This is a genomic window from Inquilinus sp. 2KB_23, assembly GCF_052115705.1.
In the GTDB taxonomy this organism is placed as follows: Bacteria; Pseudomonadota; Alphaproteobacteria; order DSM-16000; family Inquilinaceae; genus Inquilinus; species Inquilinus ginsengisoli_A.
The window spans coordinates 140,536-161,224 of record NZ_JBFRHF010000013.1 but is presented as its reverse complement, the minus strand read 5'-3'; the positions used below and the strand labels follow the sequence as shown (position 1 = coordinate 161,224).

At 70.2% G+C, this 20,689-nt stretch carries 15 protein-coding genes and 2 riboswitches; of the genes, 4 read left to right on the top strand and 11 right to left on the bottom strand.

The window, feature by feature from the left end; translation table 11 throughout:
• Positions 1-18 precede the first annotated feature (18 nt).
• The 5 genes from fdhA to AB4112_RS18270 form a co-directional block, all read right to left on the bottom strand.
• Positions 19-1,209: a formaldehyde dehydrogenase, glutathione-independent gene (fdhA, locus tag AB4112_RS18290; RefSeq protein WP_441721737.1), complete on the bottom strand. Its 1,191-nt coding sequence runs from the start codon at positions 1,207-1,209 to the stop codon at positions 19-21.
• Between the two features lie 70 nt (positions 1,210-1,279).
• Positions 1,280-1,537 carry a hypothetical protein gene (locus tag AB4112_RS18285; protein ID WP_441721734.1) on the bottom strand — a complete coding sequence of 86 codons (258 nt, stop codon included), beginning with the start codon at positions 1,535-1,537 and terminating at the stop codon, positions 1,280-1,282.
• A gap of 2 nt (positions 1,538-1,539) precedes the next feature.
• The gene (locus AB4112_RS18280) at positions 1,540-2,652 is read right to left on the bottom strand and encodes a 2Fe-2S iron-sulfur cluster-binding protein (RefSeq protein ID WP_441721731.1); all 1,113 of its coding nucleotides are present in this window, start codon (positions 2,650-2,652) and stop codon (positions 1,540-1,542) included.
• Between the two features lie 13 nt (positions 2,653-2,665).
• Positions 2,666-3,910 (bottom strand): aromatic ring-hydroxylating oxygenase subunit alpha, encoded by a 1,245-nt coding sequence (locus tag AB4112_RS18275; RefSeq protein ID WP_441721729.1) that lies wholly within the window; start codon positions 3,908-3,910, stop codon positions 2,666-2,668.
• 121 nt (positions 3,911-4,031) lie between these two features.
• Positions 4,032-4,238, bottom strand: a riboswitch (cobalamin riboswitch).
• Positions 4,239-4,401: 163 nt separating this feature from the next.
• A complete protein-coding gene (locus AB4112_RS18270; RefSeq protein WP_441721726.1) occupies positions 4,402-7,368 on the bottom strand; it encodes a ribonucleoside-diphosphate reductase subunit alpha in 2,967 nt (988 codons plus the stop codon).
• 112 nt (positions 7,369-7,480) lie between these two features.
• Positions 7,481-7,673: riboswitch (cobalamin riboswitch) on the bottom strand.
• A 168-nt stretch (positions 7,674-7,841) separates the two neighbouring features.
• Between AB4112_RS18270 and AB4112_RS18265 the strand changes: the two genes are divergently transcribed.
• Complete coding sequence (locus AB4112_RS18265; protein WP_441721723.1) at positions 7,842-8,453, top strand: acetoacetate decarboxylase family protein; 612 nt, start codon at positions 7,842-7,844, stop codon at positions 8,451-8,453.
• Here AB4112_RS18265 and AB4112_RS18260 read toward each other — a convergent pair.
• Positions 8,416-8,607, bottom strand: coding sequence for a hypothetical protein (locus AB4112_RS18260; RefSeq protein WP_441721720.1), 192 nt, complete (start codon positions 8,605-8,607; stop codon positions 8,416-8,418). The two genes, AB4112_RS18265 and AB4112_RS18260, sit on opposite strands and share 38 nt — an antisense overlap.
• Positions 8,608-8,909: 302 nt before the next feature.
• Here AB4112_RS18260 and AB4112_RS18255 point away from each other — a divergent pair, with 302 nt between their 5' ends.
• Positions 8,910-12,809, top strand: coding sequence for a hypothetical protein (locus tag AB4112_RS18255; protein WP_441721718.1), 3,900 nt, complete (start codon positions 8,910-8,912; stop codon positions 12,807-12,809).
• Between the two features lie 55 nt (positions 12,810-12,864).
• Positions 12,865-13,776, top strand: a complete 912-nt coding sequence (locus AB4112_RS18250) for a LysR substrate-binding domain-containing protein (protein ID WP_441721715.1) — start codon at positions 12,865-12,867, stop codon at positions 13,774-13,776.
• Here AB4112_RS18250 and AB4112_RS18245 read toward each other — a convergent pair.
• From AB4112_RS18245 to AB4112_RS18235, 3 genes are all read right to left on the bottom strand, one after another.
• Positions 13,773-15,464 carry an acyltransferase gene (locus tag AB4112_RS18245; RefSeq protein WP_441721712.1) on the bottom strand — a complete coding sequence of 564 codons (1,692 nt, stop codon included), beginning with the start codon at positions 15,462-15,464 and terminating at the stop codon, positions 13,773-13,775. The genes AB4112_RS18250 and AB4112_RS18245 overlap by 4 nt on opposite strands.
• 31 nt (positions 15,465-15,495) lie before the next feature.
• Entirely contained in the window at positions 15,496-16,761 is a 1,266-nt protein-coding gene (locus AB4112_RS18240) for an ABC transporter substrate-binding protein (protein WP_441721709.1), read from the bottom strand.
• 141 nt (positions 16,762-16,902) lie between these two features.
• Positions 16,903-18,069: an acyltransferase family protein gene (locus tag AB4112_RS18235; RefSeq protein WP_441721706.1), complete on the bottom strand. Its 1,167-nt coding sequence runs from the start codon at positions 18,067-18,069 to the stop codon at positions 16,903-16,905.
• Between the two features lie 159 nt (positions 18,070-18,228).
• Between AB4112_RS18235 and AB4112_RS18230 the strand changes: the two genes are divergently transcribed.
• Positions 18,229-19,263: a LacI family DNA-binding transcriptional regulator gene (locus tag AB4112_RS18230; RefSeq protein ID WP_309794737.1), complete on the top strand. Its 1,035-nt coding sequence runs from the start codon at positions 18,229-18,231 to the stop codon at positions 19,261-19,263.
• A gap of 169 nt (positions 19,264-19,432) precedes the next feature.
• Here the strand turns inward: AB4112_RS18230 and AB4112_RS18225 are convergent, their stop codons facing one another.
• Both AB4112_RS18225 and AB4112_RS18220 read right to left on the bottom strand, forming a co-directional pair.
• Positions 19,433-19,786 carry a VOC family protein gene (locus AB4112_RS18225; protein WP_441721703.1) on the bottom strand — a complete coding sequence of 118 codons (354 nt, stop codon included), beginning with the start codon at positions 19,784-19,786 and terminating at the stop codon, positions 19,433-19,435.
• 87 nt (positions 19,787-19,873) lie between these two features.
• The gene (locus tag AB4112_RS18220; RefSeq protein ID WP_441721700.1) at positions 19,874-20,677 is read right to left on the bottom strand and encodes a DUF6597 domain-containing transcriptional factor; all 804 of its coding nucleotides are present in this window, start codon (positions 20,675-20,677) and stop codon (positions 19,874-19,876) included.
• Positions 20,678-20,689: the final 12 nt, after the last annotated feature.

The window sequence follows — 20,689 nt, the reverse complement described above, 5'->3', positions numbered from 1 at the left end:
CTCCCCGCCCGCTTCGGCTTACGCCGCCTTGGGCAGCACCCCGTGCGGGTCGAGCACGAACTTCTTGGCGGCACCCTGGTCGAAGCTCTCGTAGCCCCGGGCAGCGTCCTCCAGCGAGATCACCTGGGCGTTGACGATATCCGCGATCGGCAGCCGGTCGTGCAGGATCGCCTGCATCAGCTGGCGGTTGTACTTCAGCACCGGGGTCTGGCCGGTGTGGAAGGACTGCGCCTTGGCCCAGCCGAGGCCGAGGCGCAGCGACAGGCTGCCGACCTTCGCGGCATCATCGACCGCGCCCGGATCCTCGGTGACGTACAGCCCGGGGATGCCGATCGACCCGGCGGCGCGGGTGATCTCCATCATCTGGTTCAGGACGATGGCCGGCTGTTCGCCGCCGCTGTGGCCGCGCGCCTCGAAGCCGACCGCGTCGATCGCGCTGTCGACCTCGTTGCTGCCGGTCACCTGGGCGATCATGTCGCCGAGGCGGTCGCTGGCCGACAGGTCGATCGGCTCGAACCCGACCTTCCTGGCATGGGCCAGCCGTTCCTTATTGAAGTCGCCGACCATGACCACGGCGGCGCCGAGGATGCGGGCCGAGGCGGCGGCCGCCAGCCCGACCGGGCCGGCGCCGGCGACATAGACGATCGACCCGACGCCGACGCCCGCCTTGACCGCGCCGTGGAAGCCGGTCGGCAGGATGTCGGACAGCATGGTCAGGTCGCGGATCTTGCTCATGGCCCGGTCGCGGTCCGGGAACTTCAGCAGGTTGAAATCGGCATAGGGCACGGTGACGTAGCGCGCCTGCCCGCCGATCCAGCCGCCCATGTCGACATAGCCATAGGCGCCGCCGGCGCGGGCCGGGTTGACCGTGAGGCAGACGCCGGTGTCCTGCGAGCGGCAGGTGCGGCAGCGGCCGCAGGCGACGTTGAACGGCACCGAGACGACATCGCCGACCTGCAGCATCTCGACATCGGCGCCGGTCTCGATCACCTCGCCGGTGATCTCATGGCCGAGCACGAGGCCGGCCGGGGCCGTGGTGCGGCCGCGGACCATGTGCTGGTCCGACCCGCAGATGTTGGTCGACAGCACCTTCAGGATGACCGCGTGGCCGATCTTGCGGCCGCTGGGCGCCGCCAGCTTGGCGTCGTCGATGTCCTGGACCTCGACCTTGCCGGGCCCGAGATATACCACGCCTCTGTTCTTGCTCATCTTCGTCTCCTCCCAAGGACTCTGTCGTGATTTGAACCGGGCCCGGGGAGACGCGTCCCCCTGGGTCCGGCTAGAGGGTCGAACTCGCTCGCGGGCCGTCGCCGAGGACGGCCTGGAACAGCAGGCGAAGGTGCTCCGCCTCCGCGGCCAGTGGCATCCGCCGGTCCAGCCGGGCGATCTCGCGCCGCGCCGCCGCCTCGACATCCGCATCGGCCGGCAACCACATCAGCCAGTCGAGGAACACCTGCTCCGGCGGCGGCAGGGCCGAGACCGCCTCCGCCATCCGCGGGCCGGGCCGGCTGACGGGCGCGATGCTTCTGCCGCTCATGGTCAGGCCTCGATCTCGATGGCCGAGAGCGGCTTGGAGCAGCAGGCGAGGATGAAGCCGTCCTCGATCTCATGGTCGAGGATGCCGCCATTGTGGTTCATCTCGACGGTGCCGGAGAGCTTCTTCACCCTGCAGGTGCCGCACAGGCCGAGCTCGCAGGCCGCCGGGATGCGCACGCCCGACGCCCGGGCGGTCTGCAGCACGGTCTGGCCCGGCAGGCAGTCGCCGGTCACATCGGACAGGGCGAAGCGGACCGGCATCGGCGCCACGATCGGCTCACCCGGCACGCCCTCCAGGGGCTCGGTGACGGGCGCGGCCGGGGCCTCGGGCGGCGGCGCGCCGAAGCTCTCCTGGTGGTAATGCGCCATGTCGAAGCCGGCGGCGCCCAGCATCTCGCGCACCGCGCGCATGAACGGGTCCGGCCCGCAGCAGAACACCTCGCGGTCGCGGAAATCCTGGACCAGCAGCGGCATCCGCACCGCGTCGATCCGGCCCATATGGCCGAACCAGCTTTCGCGCGACGACCGCTCCTCGATCAGGAAGCCGAGCGACAGGCCGGGCATGCGGCTGCCCAGCAGCTCCAGCTCCTTGCGGAAGATGATGTCCTCGGGCCGACGCGCGCAGTTGACGAAGGCGACATCCGTCCACGGCGCGCAATCGTTCAGCCAGCGCAGCATCGACATCATCGGGGTGATGCCGGACCCGGCCGAGATGAACAGGTACTTGCCGGAGGGGTGGTTGTGATGGGTGAAGTCGCCGGCCGGCCCATAGGCCTTGATGCGGGTGCCCGGCGTCAGATGGTCGAACATCCAGCGCGTGCCGATGCTGCCCGGCTGCGCCTTGACCGTGACGGAAATCGAGAACGGGCGCGACGGGCTGGACGACAGCGTGTAGGTCCGCATCACCAGCTCGTCGCCGACCGGCAGCTCCAGCGTCACGAACTGGCCCGGCTGGTAGCGGAACCAGGTCTGGTTGTCGGAGCGGAAGGTGAAGGTCTTCACCTCCGGCGCCTCGTCGAACACGCCGACGCATTCCAGCACCTGGAGCCGGTCGTTCCACGGCACCATCTGGTCGAGATGGCGGTAGAGCGGGAGATCCGACGTCACTGCGTTCACGACCGCCTCCCCTTCACGCGACCCTGAGGCGCGGTTTGCTGCCTTCGGCCAGGCGCGGCTCCATGAAGCGGGTGTACCAGTCGACGAACTGGATCACCCCGCCCTCATGCATCTCGGAATAGGGGCCGGGCTCGTAGGACGGCGACTGGATGCCGAAGGCGTTCTCCTCGACGATCCGGCGGTCCTGGTCGTTGGTCTCGGTCCAGACATGGGTCAGCTCGGCCAAATCGTAGTCGACGCCCTCGACCGCGTCCTTGTGGACCAGCCATTTGGTGGTCACCGCCGTCTCGGTGGCGCTGATCGGCAGCACCCGGAAGGTCACGGCGTGGTCGATCAGCACGTGGTTCCAGGTGGTGGGGTAGTGGTACAGCATCAGCGCGCCGATGCGGTCGGCGGTGACCTGGTCGGACAGGCCGCGCTTCACCGCCCGCCTGCCGGTCATGGTGTAGCTGACCGCGTCGCGCAGCAGCGGCGCCCGGGTGGCACGGAACTGGCCGGCGGGGTCGATGCGGAACTTCGCCTCCAGGCCGGCCGCCTCGCACTTGGCCCAATGCGCCACCATCTCGGGGTCGCTGTCGGCGCCGGCGACGCCGGTGACGTTCGGCGCCTCGGGGAAGGTCTTGCACAGCTCGGGATGGTTGGCCACGCAGTGATAGCACTCGCGGTTGTTCTCCCAGACCAGCTTCCAGTTGCCCTTCTCGATGATGGTGCTCTCGAAGGCGATCTTGGCCTCGGTCAGCCGGTGCGGCGCGAAATACGGCTCCATCAGCGCGCGGAACGGCGCGAAATCCGCCGGCTGGTCGGCCAGGCAGATGAAGATGTAGCCGCCGACGCTTTCGCAGGCGACCGGCTTCAGCCCGTACTGGGTCTTGTCGAAGCCATCGGCCATCTGGCGGGCGAACAGCAGGCTGCCGTCGAGGTCGTAGGTCCACTGGTGATAGGGGCAGACCAGCCGGGCCGACGTGCCCTTCTGCGCGGAGCAGACGCGGCTGCCGCGATGCCGGCAGGCGTTGTGGAAGGCGCGGATCCGTCCGCCCTGGTCGCGCACCAGCACCACCGGATAGGCGCCGACCTGCACCGTGAAGTACTGGCCCGGCTTCGCCAGCTCGCAATCATGGCCGACGAACAGCCAGTCGCGGTACCAGATCATCTCCATATCGAGCCGGAAGAAATCCGGGTCGGTATAGAAGGGCTGTTCAAGGCTGAAGCCATCCCGGTGGCTGCGGAGCAGCCTCAGCATCGTGTCGCGCGCGTCCATCGTCCGTCCCCGGGCCTCCAAGGACTGGTCGGATGGGCGAGAGGAGGGAATGGTGCGCGCCCGTCAGGTCTTGGGACCGGCCCGCTGCACACTGCCCCTTGATCGCCCACCGCGATCAGTCGAGTTCACCATGCTCAAGGCTGGTTTCCGGGCTTCGGAGCCGTCCTTCCGGACCGTCTCGACACCTTCCCGGGCTTGCGTCGCCCAGTGGTCTCGGTCGAGGCGATGTGCTCCGCCACCGTTGCGGGGGCAGCGCCGGCGTTGAACCGGCTTCCCAATTCTCCGCCGGACCTCCCGGGCCGGCGGCACCTTGAACACCCAGATTGAAGCATGCCCCCGGCCGATCGAGGCTCGTGAAAGCGACATTCCCTTTCCGGCCGGCGACACGGGCGGGGAAGACGAAGCGGTTTTCGGACGCGGAGGCGCGACGGACATAAAAAATGGCGGCCGGCCCTGGTGAGGACCGGCCGCCATGGTGGTGAGTCCAGCGGTTACTGGCAGGCTTCGCAGGTCGGGTCGTCGATCGGGCAGACCATCGGCGCGCCGTCGGCCATCGTCAGGTCGTCGGTGCCGAAGGCGGAGGTGGCCACCACCGGAGCAGGCACCACCACGATCGGCGCCGCGGCGACCGCAGCCGGCGCCGCGGCGACCGGCGCGCTGGCGACGGCGTTCAGCTTGCCGTCGGTGCCCTTCAGCGTCGACTTCTCGACATGGGTCGCGCTCATCGCCCGGAGATAGTAGGTGGTCTTCAGGCCGCGCTTCCACGCCAGCCGGTACAGCGCGTCCAGCTTCTTGCCGTTGGGGTTGGCGATGTACAGGTTCAGCGACTGGGCCTGGTCGATCCACTTCTGCCGGCGCGACGCCGCCTCGACCAGCCAGCTGGCATCGATCTCGAAGGCGGTGGCGTACAGCGCCTTGAGGTCGTCCGGCACCCGGTCGATGGCGCCGAGGCTGCCGTCGAAATACTTCAGGTCCGAGATCATCACCTCGTCCCACAGGCCGAGCGCCTTGAGGTCGCGCACCAGGCCGGGATTCACCACCGTGAAGTCGCCCGACATGTTGGCCTTGACGTAGAGGTTGCGGAACGCCGGCTCGATCGACTGGGCGACGCCGCAGATGTTGGAGATGGTCGCGGTCGGCGCGATCGCCATGGTGTTGGAGTTGCGCATCCCGGTGCTGCGCACCCGATCGCGCAGCCCGTCCCAGTCCAACGTCTTGGAGCGGTCCATCTCCAGCACGCCGCCGCGGGCTTCGGCCAGCAACTCGATCGAGTCGATCGGCAGGATGCCGCGGCTCCACAGCGAGCCCTCGAAGGACGGGTAGCGCCCGCGCTCGGCCGCCAGATCCACCGATGCGGCGATGGTGTGATAGCTGATCACCTCCATGCTCTCATCGGCGAAGCGCACCGCCTCGTCCGACGCGATCGGCAGACGCAGCGCCTGCAGCGCATCCTGGAAGCCCATGATGCCGAGCCCGACCGGGCGGTGCCGCAGGTTGGAACGGCGGGCTTCCGGGATGGTGTAGAAGTTGATGTCGATGACGTTGTCGAGCATCCGCATCGCGGTGCGGATGGTGCGCTCCAGCCGCGCCCGGTCGAGGCCGCGCTCGGTGACGTGGTTGGCCAGGTTGATCGAGCCGAGATTGCAGACCGCGACCTCGTCATCCGAGGTGTTCAGCGTGATCTCGGTGCACAGGTTCGAGGAGTGCACGACGCCGACATGACCCTGCGGCGAGCGGATGTTGCAGGGGTCCTTGAACGTGACCCAGGGATGCCCGGTTTCGAACAGCATGGTCAGCATGCGGCGCCACAGGTCGAGCGCGCGGACCTGCTTGTGGACGCGGATCTCGCCGCGCGCAGCCTTGGCTTCATAGGCCTCATAGGCGGTCTTGAACGCCGGGCCATAGAGGTCGTGCAGGTCGGGCACCTCGTCCGGCGAGAACAGGGTCCAGGCGCCGTCGGCCTCGACCCGCTGCAGGAACAGGTCCGGCACCCAGTTGGCGGTGTTCATGTCATGGGTGCGGCGCCGGTCGTCGCCGGTGTTCTTGCGCAGGTCGAGGAATTCCTCGATGTCGACGTGCCAGGTCTCGAGATAGGCGCAGACCGCGCCCTTGCGCTTGCCGCCCTGGTTGACCGCGATGGCGGTGTCGTTGGCGACCTTGAGGAACGGCACGACGCCCTGCGACTGGCCGTTGGTGCCGCGGATATGGGCGCCCAGGCCGCGCACCCGGGTCCAGGAATTGCCCAGGCCGCCGGCGTATTTCGACAAGAGGGCGTTGTCCTTCACCGCCTTGAAGATGCCGTCGAGGTCGTCGGCGATCGAGGTCAGGAAGCAGGAGGACAGCTGCGGCCGCGGCGTGCCGGCGTTGAACAGCGTCGGCGTCGAGCACATGAAGTCGAAGGAGGAGATCAGGTCGTAGAACTCGATCGCCCGGGCCTCGCGGTCGATCTCCCGCGCGGCCAGCCCCATGGCGACGCGCATGAAGAACACCTGCGGCAGCTCGAAGCGGATGCCTTCGGTCTGCAGGAAATAGCGGTCATACAGCGTCTGCAGTCCGAGGAACTGGAACTGCAGGTCGCGCTCCGGTTTCAGCGCCGCGGCGAGCTTCTTCAGGTCGTAGCGCGCCAGCTCCGGGTCCAGCAGGTCGACCGCGATGCCCTTCTTCACATAGGCCGGGAAGTATTCGGCATAGCCTTCGACCATCTCGGCATGGGTGGCGCGGGTCGGCCGGCCATACACGAAGGACAGCGCCTCGTGCCGCAGCAGGTCGAGCAGCAGCCGGGCGCTGACCTGGCTGTAGTTCGGCTCGGTCTCGATCAGGGTGCGCGCCGCCATGATCGGCGCCAGGGCCAGCTCGGCCTCGCTGATGCCGTCATAGAGGTTGCGGCGGGTCTCGGTCAGCACCGGCTCGGCCGCGACGTCGGCGAGGCCGGCGCAGGCCTCCTCGACCAGCCGCACCAGGCGGGCCTGGTCCAGGGGCGCGCGGCTGCCGTCGGCCGCGGTGACGTTGAGCACCGCCGCCACCGGCGAGGCCTCGATCCGCGCCGCGGCCGCCGCCCGCTCGCGCGCCCGCTCGGCCCGGTACAGGACATAGGCCCGGGCGACCTTGTGGTGCTCGCCGCGCATCAGCGCCAGCTCGACCTGGTCCTGGACCTCCTCGATGTGGAAGGTGCGGCCGTGGTCGGCCCGGCGGGTCAGCGCCGCGGCGATCTGGCCGGTCAGCTCCTCGACGATGTCATGCACCCGGCGCGAGGCCGAGGCGCCCGACCCTTCGACCGCCAGGAACGCCTTGGTCAGCGCCGCCGAGATCTTGGCGGCGTCGAAGGCGGTGACCGCGCCGTTGCGGCGGATCACCTGGTAGGCCGGTTCGGCGGCCTTCTGATTCGAGGGGGCGCGTGGCGCGGCGGGGGCGGCAGGTGCGCCAGCGAGCGCGCGGTCGGTTTCCTGGATGGCGGACATCGGCTAACCCCATAGATGTAGAGGGGCTTGGGCCGATGACGCGGAGTCGACAATAGCGTCGGCAAGCCGACGCAATCCGACTGACGCACCATCGAGGCACCCCGCCCGAGGACGTTCTTCACGATCACGGGCCGGTCTCCTGGCTCGCGGTATCGACCCTTCCGTCTCGCCTTCCCGGCAGGTTGCCCCACCAGTGACTCAAGACGACGAAAGAGCCTTGCCGCTTACAGTTGCGGGGGCAGCTCCGGCCTTGCCGACGAATAGCGCACCGGATTCCCTGTAGCGCCCGTGATGTCTAGATATTGACGTCTTTATGGCGGTCTACGTCAATACCTAGTTGGTGAGGTCGCAAAACTCGCAATCCAAGTTCGTTTTTGACGGCCCGGATGCAATCCCGGATTCAACGGTCCGATCCGGCCCCATCGGCGCTTCGGCATGGAGCCCCCGGGCTGCCTGCTGTACACCGAAACGGCATGATCCAGCCCCCCTATCCAGCGCCGCCCTGGCGCCTGCGCGGCACCCTCGATGCGGCGCTGTGGCGGATCCCGCGCGACGCCCTGCCGGGGCCGCTACCGTCCGGCGCCCGGTCGCTGGGCTGGGGCGGCACGGCGCTGCTGCTGACGGTGCGGGCGGATTGGGAAGACCGCGGCGACCTGGCCTATCGCGAGTTGGTGGTCGCGGTGCCGGTGCGGCTGGGCCGGCAGTTCGGCGCCGCCGTCACCGCCGCCTGGGTCGACAGCCCGGCCTCGCTGGCCGGCGGCCGGGCGCTGTGGGCGATCCCGAAGCGGCTGGGCCGGTTCGAGACCATCGCCGGCCGCACCGCCCTGGCCGATGCCGACGGCCTGGTCGCGGCCACCAGCGAGCGGCCGGGACGCACCCTGCCCTTCCGCCTGCCGGTCCGGCTGCTGACGCTGCAGCCGGAGGGCGGCCGGGTGGTGGCGACACGGTCCCGCGCCACCGGCCGCCTGGGCCTCGGCGGCGCCATCTGGGACCTGCCGCCCACCGGGCCGCTGGCAATCCTGGCCGGGTTGCGGCCGCTGCTGACGGTCAGGCTGGCAGACGCCGCGGCGCGGTTCGGGGTGTGACCGGCCGGCGCGCCAGCTCGTCCTCGGCGCAGTCGGGCTGCGGCGGCTCGACCCAGAAGGGCAGATCCGCCAGCTGGCGCGGGGTCATCGCCAGCAGCGCCTCGGCGCCGTCGGGATCGCGCCGCTGGGAGCGGCGCCACGAGAAGAGTGTCATGATGGCCTCCTGGACCAGACATTCTCCATAGATAGGGCGGCGCGCGCCCGCCTGGGATGGACAGTGTCTCTCCACGACTATAGAAAATCTCTATAGTGCGATGTCTGACGCTCCCGGTGTGCGCGGCCGCCGGCGGCATCCGGTCCGAAATATGACCGCTGTCCTGAAACCTTCACCGATCGAATGTGTTTTCACACAACTGCCGCTTTCGGGTCGCGGCCTCTCGCGCATCACGCGAAACAATCAATCAGCCGCCAAGAGCAAAACGAAACACCATAAATCCCCTGCAAAGGAGATGCCCCATGGTCGGTCCGGTCACGCGTCAGCCGCCCCCTCCCTGGCGCACCCTCAGGCGCGATGCCCCCTCTTTCGAGCAGTCGCTCGCTTTGGCCCGGCAGCAGGCCCCGGCCCAGCCCGCCCAGGCTCCCGCCGCCCCGACCGACGCACCGCCCGCGCTCGGCCCGTTCCCGCCCGGCGCCAAGCCGCTGGGGATCAACGAGCACAAGGTCGGAGAGGCCTGGCCGTTCCGCATCTTCATCCGCGACGAGGGCTTCGACTTCACCGACAACGACGCGCTGCACGCGCAGCTGCCGGCCACGCCCAAGCTCGACCCCCTGCCCTTCGGCAACCGCCCCGCCGCGGCGCCCGGCACCGACCGCAGGCTGCAGGCGGACGACACCATCATCGTGCTGGACGAGACCCGGCTCGGCTATCTCGGCCAGCAGCGGCAGCTGCTGGCCGAGGCGTCGGACCCGAAAATCTCGGATTACGAGCGCCAGCAGACCAAGGACGACCTGGCCGCCGTCGTGGCCCAGGAGATCGACTACGCCGCGACCGAGCAGAGCGCGCCGGACTTCGACGCGCTGATCCAGCCGATCGCGGCCCGCGCGCCGGACGACCCGGTGTTCCAGGAAGCGATCCGCACCGCCAAGGCGCAGAAGCTGAACGAGTGGAAGGTCGACGACCGGACGGCGGACGGCGCCGCCGCGGTGCAGAAGCTCGGCGCCGACGGCAAGTACGACGACGTCACCGCCCTGGTCAGACAGCGGGTGATCGCCGCGGCCGACAGCACCGCCAAGGACACTCCGGAGCCGCAGGCCCTGGTGGCGGCGATGACCCATCTCACCGGCGTCTACAAGACCTATGCCGGCGGCGACACCGCGCAGTATCTGGCGGCGGTGCAGAAGGGCTTCAGCGAGGCCCACCAGGAGGTGTTCCTGGAACGGCCGATCCGCGAGATCGAGGCGGCCTGGGGCAAGGGCGGCAAGGACGGGGCCAAGGCCGCCGCGGCGAAGCTGGCCGAGCTGACCGACACGAACCGGACGATCCCGATCCTCGGCGGCCAGGTGATGAGCGACCCGCGGGTCAGCGCCATCGCGCGCGGCTGCGTCGACGAGGTCGCCAAATGGCGCCCGGGGCCCGACCTCAAGGACGCGAAGAAGGTGATCAGCGACCTGGCCCAGGCCAGCCAGAACGTGGTCTGTGGCGATGGCGACACGCCGGGCCAGGGCAAGGCCGCGGTCGACGCCCTGGCGGGGTACATGGTCGACAAGCTGCGCAGCGAGGAGGTCACGGGCGACCATCTCAACCCGCTCAACATGATGAACCTTCCCGAGCTGCTGGCCCATGCCGGAGAGGAGGGGAACGTCACCCTGTCGCTGGCCATGACCGTCCGGCTGGACCAGCTGGCCGGCCAGGAGAAGAGCCCCAAGATCAGCGACAACAACCCGGCGCCGATGCGCGACGCCATTCTGTGGGCCGCGACCAAGGGCCTCGAGAATTTCAGCGGCACGGTCAAGGCGCATGAGGAGAAGACGCTGAAGGACGGCGACTTCATCGGCGTGCCGCTGCAGACCTGGGGCAGCACCCTGTCGCCCGAGGACCAGGCGGCAGCGATCCAGAAGCTGCTGGCCGACCACCCGGACAAGGCGAACACGCTGGAGCAGGACGGCCAGCGCACCACCTGGCTGAACGAACGCTCCGACAGCATCACCCGGGCGCTCGCCCTCTATGGCGGGGCGCTCAAGAACGTCGACGGCTTCGAGACCGGCAAGATCAAGAACTACACCGTGCCCGGGCCGATGCTGCCGCCGACCGACGCCCAGACCCTGCTGGCGGCAGCCCCGCGCGAACCCAAGCACACCAACCCGACCTGGTTCCTGCGGTCGAACCGGCTGCTGCTGACCTTCGGGCTGCAGGAGCAGCTCAAGCGGTCGATGCCCCCCGGCGACTACAGGAACCTGCTCGCCGGCAAGACCGACCAGCTTTCGCCCCGGGCGCAGCAGCTGCTGAAGGGCTCGAATGCCCTCGGCCGGTTCTCGGCGGCGACCAGCTCGTACCTGTTCGCCCGGAACGCGGCGGAATGCCTGTCCGGCGCACTCAACAGCACCGCCTTCGTCGACAAGCTGGTCGACGCCGTCTACGTCCCGGTGCACGCATCCATGTCGCTGTCGGCCGCGGCCAATGCCGGCATATCGCCGGAGCTGCGGAAGCGGATCTTCGGGACGGATGCGACCGGGCGCCCGAACACCCCGTTCAACAAGGCCTACAACGCGGCCGCCGGGCGCATCGACCACATGGCCGCCAGCGTCACCACCAAGAGCCTGCTGAAGGGCATCGCCGGCGCCATCCTGCGGGACACCGGCGACGCCTATTATGTCTTCGCCGACACCGTCAACGTCTTCGGCTACATGGGCAAGCCCAACACCGGCTGGGTGCACAGCGTCGGCTATGCCTTCAGCGTCGCCGGCGACCTCGCCTTCCTTTCGGCGCCCGGCTTCCAGATCGTCGGCGCGGAATCGACGGCGGCCGCGGCCGCCGGCGGCGCCGGGGCCGAAGGCCTGCTCGGCTTCCTGGCGACCCGGGGCGTCGCCTTCTGGACCGGTGTCGGCGCGGCGCTGATGGTGATCGCCTCCGGCATCAACTACTTCGCCAGCCTGGCGGACAAGGCGCATGAGTTCGACGGCGCCGATGCCGACTTCCTGAAGGCGCTGGGGGTCCATGGCGACGTCGCCGACAAGCTGGGCCTGCACACCCTGGCGCAGAGCTCGGACCAGGGCAGCGCCGGCCCGACCCTGATGGCGGCATTCTGGAACCTCGGCTACACCAGCAAGGACATGGCCGAGGTGATGAACAGCTGGACGCCGGACCAAGCGGACAAGATCGCCACCTACATCAAGTACTACAAGCGCCACCCGGCGGAGAACGTGACCCAGGCGGTGCTGGACTGGGCGCCGAAGAACGGCATCCCGATGCCCCGCTACGGCAATGCGGATGCCGGCCGGTTCAAGGCCATGGGGGTGCGCGACGAGATCGCGGACCAGCTCGGCACCACGGCCTGGCCGACCCCCGACCCCAAGCGCGTCACCGCCGGCCAGGTGCTGCAGCAGGGCTTCTCCTATCTCGGCTATTCCCAGGCGGAGATGGCCCAGGTGATGAACTCCTGGTCGCCGGAGCAGGCCGGGCGGGTCGCCGATTTCGCCAAATCCTACCGCACCGATTCCGGGGGCAAGCTGGCCGAAGGCTTCGTCGACTTCGCCAGGCAGAACGGCCTGCCGCTGCCGCAATACGACGGTGCCGACGCCCGGCGGCTGACCGCCATGGGCGTCCGCCGCGACATCGCCGGCCTGGTGACCGCCAGCGTGACCCAGGGCGAATCCGAGGGCGACACCAACCCGGTCACGGCGCTGACCGCGACCTTCACAAAGCTCGGCTATTCCCAGGCGGACATGGCCACGGTGGTCAATTCCTGGACGCCGGAGCAGGCCGGCGGCGTCGCCGACAGCCTCAACCAGCTCGCGGTGCAGGCCAAGGCCGGCACCCCGCCGAAGGATATCCCGGGCGAGCTGGTGCGGTCGCTGCAGTCGCGCATGGTCACGGTGCCGGCCTATGACGACACCAACATCCGCGCCCTGACCGCGGCCGGGGTGAAGCGCGAGACCGCCCTGCTGGTGGCCCGCGACCCGGCCAACACGCCGAAGCGGGCACCAGGCTCCCCTCCGGCGATCCTCAAGGCGCTCGAGGCCCTCGGCAACACCCGGGAGCAGGCGATCACGGTGATGAACGCCTGGACGCCACGGCAGGCCAACACCGTCGCCACCCTGCTGGACCAGACCTCGATCAACGCGCCGGTGCAGGACATCCCCCGGCAACAGCTGCTCGACCTGGAGCAGTATGAGCAGGTGCCGCTGCATCCGAAGTAGCGGAGCGGACCGGCGGGGAGTGGTGAATCGCCCCACCCTCCGATAAACAGGCGGGATGGCCTCGCCCTTCCCGATCCCGCTGAACGCGCTGCGCGCCATCGCCGTGGTGGCGCGCGGCGGATCGCTGTCGGTCGCCGCGGCCGAACTCGGGGTGACCCCCGGCGCGGTCAGCCAGCACATCCGGCGGGCCGAGGCGCGGCTGGGCCTGCTGCTGTTCGAGCGCACCCCCGCCGGGCTGGTGCCGACCCCCGACCTGCTGCGCATCCGGCCGATGCTGGATGCCGGCTTCCGCATGCTGGCCGACGCCATCGGCGCCCTGGCGGCCGAACGCGCCGGCATCCTGACCGTCACCGCGGGGTCGGCCTTCGCCGCGCGCTGGCTGGTGCCGCGGCTGTCGCGCTTCACCGGCCCCAACCCGCAGATCGAGCTGCGCTTCATCGCCACCGCGGCGTCGATCGACCTGGCCTCGAGCGATGTCGACTGCGCCATCCGCATGGGCCGTGGCGGCTGGCCGGGGGTGATGGCCGAGCGGCTGATCCCCCAGACCGTGTTCCCGGTCTGCGCCCCGTCGCTGGCGGCGCGGCTGCGCAGCCCGGCCGATCTGGGCGACGTGCCGGTGATCCGCGACGAGGGATCGCTGATCTCCTGGGCCGAATGGTTCGCGGCGGCCGGGGTGACGTCGCCGCCGCGCCTGTCGGGCCCGTCCTACACCGACCCGATCCCGGCGATCGAGGCGGCGCTGGCCGGACAGGGCGTGTTCATGGCCTGGCAGCTGATCGCCGCCGACGCCCTGGCCGACGGCCGGCTGGTCCGCCCCTTCCCCACCGCAGCGCCGACCGAGATCGCCTACTGGTTCGTGACCACCGAGGCCAAGGCGCGGCAGCGCAAGGTGCAGCTGTTCCGTGCTTGGCTGGAGGCGGAACTGACGGTCAAGCGGGCACGCCCGGTCTCCGGCGTCTGGAGTTAGCTACGGACCGGCCAGCGGATCTGGCCGATCGGCAGCGCCGGTTCCCAGCGATGGACGCCGGCCAGCCGGAAGCCGACCGTCCCGGCCAGGCCGAGATGCACCAGGACGAGGCCGATGATCGACAGCCACATCTCGGTCCCCTGCAGGCCGGGCGCCTCGTCGCGGGAGAAGGCGAAGCCCTGCCGCGGCGTGTAGTGCCGGATCGCGGCGCCCAGGAAGTGACGCATGGCATCCGCGATCTCCGCCTCGCGATACGCCGTCTGCCGGGCGCAGAGCATCAGGGGGTGGACGACGTCGAGGACGTTGCAGGCGTTGAAGCCCGCACGCTCGAACCGCCCGTTGCGGCGGAGATGGGCCAGCACCGCGTCGATCGTCCGCTCGGGATAGGGCAGCGGGATGCCGAACTGGGCGTAGGTCCCCCGCGTCAGGCGGTAGAAGCCGTTCACCGGCTGCAGCCAGTCGTCGCCGGTCGGCCCGCTCCACAGGCCCGTCACCGGGTCGGCCCGGGTGGTCAGCCAGCCGATCAGGGTCGCGAGCTCGCCCGGATCGTCGAAGGACCGGGCGTTGAAACAATAGGCGGTGCCCAGCGCGTCGACCCAGGCGCCCGAGGACCAGCCGCGCTCCGCCCAGGGAAGGCCGTCCAGCGCCCGCTGCAGCGTCGCGGGATCGAGACGCGACGCCCAGGCGATCGGGTGCGGGAATGCGGCGCCGAGGCATTCCAGGGCGTAGCCGACGCACAGGATGTTGTAGAGGTTGTCGCCGCCGGGCTCGGGGGGCGGCTGGCGGCGGACGGAATCGGGCGTGTCAGGGTTGAAGCACAGCCCCGACTCCGGATCCTGCAGCGCCGCGAGGCGGGCGATCCATTCGGGACCCGAATAGGGCGCCGGCACCGCGCCGAACATCGCCGCGATCTGGATGGCGTCGCAATCGGCCCGGAACGGCGCATTCCCCAGGTTGCGCGGATCATGATAGTGCGACGCCGGTCCGGGCGCCGTCGCGACATGGGCGGCCAGGATCCCGGGCCAATCCTCGAGGATCTGCGCATCGAAGGCCTGGAGGGACGTCGCGGCCGGGTCCTTGCCGGCGGATTTGCGCGGGCTGCGGCGGTCGCGGATCAGCCGGGCGGGATTGCCACCGACCAGGGCGTAGTCGGGCACGTCCCGGGTGACCACCGCGCCGGCGGCGATGATGCAATGGCTGCCGATCCGGACCCCGTCGGTGACCACCGCATTGGCGCCGACCCAGACGTCGTCCCCGATCTCGATGCCCTTGGACGACACGCCCTGGAGGCCGATCGGCGTCTCGGGATCTTCGGAGACATGGTCGAAGCCCGCGAGCACCGCCCCGGCCGCGACCCGCACCCAGGATCCCATCCGCACCGTGCCGATCGCCGACGCGTTGAGGTTCAGCGAGCAATGATCGCCAGCCGTCAGCTCGCCATGCACCCGCACCCCGGCGGCGATGATGCAGCGGTCCCCCAGCGTCAGCCTGTCCGGGTAGATATGCGCCTTGGGCGACAGGAAGCAGGCCTCGCCGACCCGCAGCGCCAGGCGCTGCGCCAGCTCGGCGAGGAAGGCCCCCTGCTCACGGCGCTGCCCGGCCGTCGCGTGACGCTCGAACAGCCAGGGATGCGCGTCGAACTCCGCCGTGGTGTGGCGCATCGTGTCCGGCGGGTCTGAAGCGGCCAAGGCTCGTGTCCTTCTTCGGGCTGCGAGGCGGTCAGAGGATGCCGCGCGCATCCTCGACCAGGCTGGCGGCGCCGTCGGCGATCGAGACGCTGCCGAAGGCCACCGCATCGGCCGCGCGCTTCATCAGCCGGCCGAACTGCTGCGACCCCTTGGGCGGGGGCGGCGGATAGGGGCCGACCTTGTCCGCGATGGCATCGATGTAGTCCACCTGGGCCCGCTCGACCGGCTTCAGCGTGGGCAGGATCGCGGCGCGCATCGCCGCGCTCATCGGCACGCCGCGCTCGACCCCGAGGATCTTGCCAGCCTCGGGATCGTTGACGAAGAAGTTGATGAAGCGTGCCGCCGCCTCGGGGTTCTTCGACCGGGTGAAGATCGACCAGCTGGTCGCAGGCCGGTAGAACTGCCCGGGCTTCGCGCCGGGGCCGCCATTCGGGAACATGGTCACGGCCAGCGGCACCTGCGTGGTGGCCTGCATGCCGACGATCTGGTTGGAGAAGGCCAGGCTGGTCGCCGCCTTGCCTTGGATCAGGGGCATCAGGTTGATCGTCGAATCCGGGCTGGTGGCGGCGATGTCGGCGGGCACGCAGCCCCCGCGCTGCCGCAGCCGGTCCCAATAGGCGAACCATTCGGCCGCATCGTCCTGGCCGAAGTCCAGCTTCTGGTCGGCGGTGAACAGGTCGCGGCCGCGCTGGCGCAGCCAGACCTGGAAGGCGTAGCTGTAACCGCTGGCATCGCAGGACCCCCAGTACTGGTCCCGGCCCGCCGCCTTGGTCAGCGCGACCATGCGGTCGGCATACTCGTCCCAGCTGGTCTTGTCGTCGGGCGGAGGCACGTTCGCCTTGGCGAACGCGTCCTTGTCGTACATCAGGCCGAAGGAGTTGAGGGCATGGGGAATGCCCCAGACCTTGCCGTCGACCGAGCAGAGATCGAGCATGCCGCTGCCGAAGCCGCTGGCGTCGATCGGGCTGGGCATCAGGCCGCCGAGGTCGAGCGCGCTGCCGCGCCGGACGAAATCGGCGAAGCTGTTGGGCTCGAGCTGGAAAATGTCGGGGGCGTTGCCGCCGACGATCTGCGTCGCGAGCTTGGTGAAGTATTCCGCATTGCTGACCTCGCCCAGGAGTTCGACCTCGGCGTTGCGCTGCTGGTACAGCTTCATCAGCTCCTGGGTGCGGCGGGCCCGGTCGTCGCCGCCCCACCAGGTGACGCGGAGCCGCGCCGCCTCGGCGCGCGCCATGCCGGCAAAGGGCAGCGCCCCGGCCAGCCCCAGGACAGTTTTCAGCACGGATCGGCGATGCATCGGCGCCTCCCTGTCATCTTTTCTTGAACGGAAATCATCGTCGAGGACGGCGTGCCGTCATCGGCAAGTAACCAGTTGGTTACCGGACGATGCCGTGGGGAGGATCGGCTGTCAAGGCTGTGTCGGTCTCTTTCGGAATGGTCATCGGGCCGCGGCGTCCGGCCTCCGTCGCGGGGCGTCGAACGGCGGCGTCGCGCCGGCCAGGCGTGCCCGGATCGTCCGGTTCAGCGGCTCGGAATAGAATCGGGCGACGACGTCCCCCAGCAGCCCCGACAGCAGCAGCAGGCCGAGGAACCACAGCGGCGCCAGGTCAGCTGCCTGGCCGGTCGCGGCGAACAGGGGCGCCAGCGGGGTCAGCACCAGCATATGGGTCAGATAGACCTCGTAGCTGTTGCGGCCGAACCAGCGGACCGGCGCGGTCAGGAGCCACAACTCCGAGCCGCCGGCGAAGGACCGGCCGCGCAGCGCCACCAGCAGCAGCGCCACGCCGATCCCCAGAAGGGTCACGTTCAGCCCCAGTTCGGTCAGGCCGAGCTGGAAGGTCTGGCGCCGGAACACGAAGACCAGCAGCACCAGCACGAGCCCGCCGGCCAGGCAGGCGCGGGACGCCGCCCTGCCGATGGGAAGCCGGTGCGCGGCATAGGCGGCGAGGCAGCCCAGCGCGATGCCGTCCGCCCCCGAGAGGTAGGATTTGTCGGCCCAGATCTCGTTGGCGGTGAAGGCGGTGCGGGCGAAGGGGCCGAGGATGACGAAGGCCAGCAGGACGGCGGCGACCGCCCAGCCGCGGCGGGCGGCGAGGCAGATCAGCGGAAAGAACAGGTAGAACGCCTCCTCGACCGACAGCGACCACAGCACGTCCCAGGCGCCGGGCAGGTAGCCGGTCGCGGCCTCCAGCCAGTTGAGGTGGAAGGTCGCCGCGGCGAAGACGGCCCGGCCCAGCGACACGGTCTCGATCACGAAGCCGTCGGCCCCGGCCAGGTGCAGCGCCGCCAGCACCGGCAGCAGCAGCGCCAGGCAGGGCACGATGCGGGCGAACCGCAGCCCGTAGAAGGCGCCGGCCGGCACCCGCTCCAGCGCGCCCCAGCGCCGGATCGAAGAGGAGGTGATCAGGAAGCCGGAGATGGTGAAGAAGACGACCACGCCGTAGTAGCCGCTGCGGAACAGCACATTGAACAGCTCGCGCGGCAGCGCGGCGCCGATCGCGGCCTGCTCGAACGGGATGCGCAGCTGGATGTGGAACAGCACCACGAGGATGATCGACATCCCGCGCAGCCCGTCGATGGCGTCGTTCCGGCCGCCGTCGCGCATGTCCCCTCCCGCTCCGGACGAATCCCCCGCACCCATGCTGCAGATCAGGATGGCGGAAAGGTGTCCGCGGCGCGCGGCAGACCCCAGCCCGCCCCCCTTGGCCGCATCGCCGTTCCGAGGCATGGTCGGAAACATGATCCAGACCTCAAAGAGCCGGCGGTGAGCCGGGCCCGCAGCCTGGCGCCGGAGGCCGGCCGCCCGCGCATGACCGACATCGCCCGCATCGCCGGCGTATCGGTGGCGACGGTCAGCCGGGCCTTGGCCGGATCGCCCCGGGTGACCGAGGAGACGCGCGAGCGGGTGGCGGCGGCGGTGCGCGACACCGGCTATGTCGTCAACCGCATGGCCCGCAGCCTGCGCCTGCAGGAGGCGCGGCAGATCCTGGTGCTGGTGCCCAACATCGCCAACCCGTTCCACGCCGCGGTGCTGCTGGGCGCCGAGGAGGCGGCAGTGGCCGCCGGCTTCCATGTGCTGATCGGCAACACCGCCGGCGACCCGGCGCGGGCGGAGGACCATGCGCGCCAGCTGCTGACCGGCGCGGTCGACGGCATGCTGATCCTGGGCGGGGCGCTGCCGGAGACGCTGAAGGCCCCGGCCCTGCGCCGGCGCCTGGTGGCGGTGATCGAGCGCATCGTCACCAGCGGCGTGCCGGTGGTGGAGATCGACAACCAGGCCGGCGGGCGCGAGGCGACGCGCCACCTGATCGGGCTGGGGCACCGCCGCATCGGCCATATAGGCGGCAGCCTGCCGACCACGGCGACGCCGAAGCGGTTCCAGGGCTATGCCGACGCGCTGGCCGAGGCCGGGCTGGCGCTGGAGCCCGAACTGGTGCGCTACGGCACCTTCTCGATCCCGACCGGGACGGAGCAGATGGCGGCGCTGCTGGCCCTGCCGCAGCCGCCGACCGCGGTGTTCTGCGGCAGCGACGAGATCGCCATCGGCGCCATCCGCGCGATCAAGCAGGCGGGCTTGCAGGTACCGGACGACATCTCGATCGTCGGCTTCGACAACATCTACTTCGCCGCCGCCTACGACCCGCCCCTGACCACGATCGACCAGCCGGCCCGGCAGTTGGGCCACGCCGCGATGCGCCTGCTGGCCGACCGCCTGGCCGGCCTGGACGGGCCGAAGCGCGGCGTCACCGTGCCCTACAGCCTGATCATCCGCGGCAGCACCGCCGCGCCGAAGGGGTAGTCCAGGCCCCTAACGCCTTCCCTCGTCATTGCGAGGAGGCGAAGCCGACGAAGCAATCCATGGTCCCGCACGAGCGGCCCGATGGATTGCTTCGCTGCGCTCGCAATGACGATGAGGGGCGGGCGCGGTGACCCGCAACGCCTGAGCATCTGGAAGCGCTGTTCACTCCCTACCTGTCCGACCACACCGCCAGCTCGTAGCCGTCGGGGTCCTGGAAATGCAGGCGTCGGCCGCCGGGGAAGGCGAAGATCGGCTTGACGATCCGGGCCCCGGCCTCTTCGAGCCGACGCTGGGTGTCGGCGAGGTCGCTGGCGTAGAGGATCACCAGCGGGCCGCCGGGCTTGATGGTGCCGCCATGGGCGAAGCCGCCGGTCAGCCGGCCGTCGTTGAACTCGCAGTAGTCGGGGCCGTAATCGGTGAAGCGCCAGCCGAAGACGCGGCCGTAGAAGTCGCGCGAGCGCGGGATCTCGGCGACGGTGAACTCGATGTAGTCGATGCGGCGGTCGTTGCCCGGGTCGGCCATGCTGTCCTCCTGCGTGCTGGCTGCGGTGACACTGCCATGGCCGTGGCGGGGCGTCTTGAACGGAACGGCCAGGCGGGCGGAGACGGTTCAGGCGGCCCGGCGGGCGGCGGTCGGGCCGGCCGAGACGTGGGCCAGGATCATGGCCGGGGTCAGGCCGGACAGGCGCCGCGCCTCGCGCGTCAGGTGGGCCTGGTCGGCGTAGCCCGCCGCCGCGGCCAGGGCGGACAGCCCCTCCCCGCCCCTGGCCAGCGCCAGGAATCGCTGGAAGCGCAGGATGCGGTCGAGCGTTTTGGGGCCGTAGCCGAAGGCCTCGTGGCAGCGCCGCCGCAGGGCACGCTCGCTGATCTCGAGCCGGTCGAGCAGCGCGCCGACGCCGCGGCCCGCCGCTTCGTCGCCCTGCCCGAGCAGGCGGAAGGCCAGCGCCATCTCTGGCGCCGGCGGACCGACCGCCGGAGCCAAACGGGCCAGCCCGTCCTCCAGCCGCGCCGCCCGCTCCGTCACCGTTGCGGCATCGCCGATCCGGGCGACGAGATCGGCCGCCCAGGGCCGGCGAAGGGCCTGGAGATCGACCTGCTGCCCAACGATCTCGGACATCGGCAGGCCGAGCCAGCGGCAGGCCGCGCCGGGCCGGAAGCGGAGGCCGACCAGGGTTTCGCCGGGGGGCAGCATCGGCATCGCCGCGGTGACGTCCGGCCCCGCCACGATCAACTGGCCATCGGCCCAGATCAGGTCGACGCAGCCGTCGGGAACCACCACCACCGGACCGGCCCGGTCCGGCGCGGCATGGGTCCAGCGGCACAGCACATGGTCGGCGAGCGTCGGTGCGGGCCGGGCCTCGCGATAGGTCCCGGCATGTTTGGCGAGGGCCAGGATGCCATCGTCCTGCGGCACCGGATGCGCCTG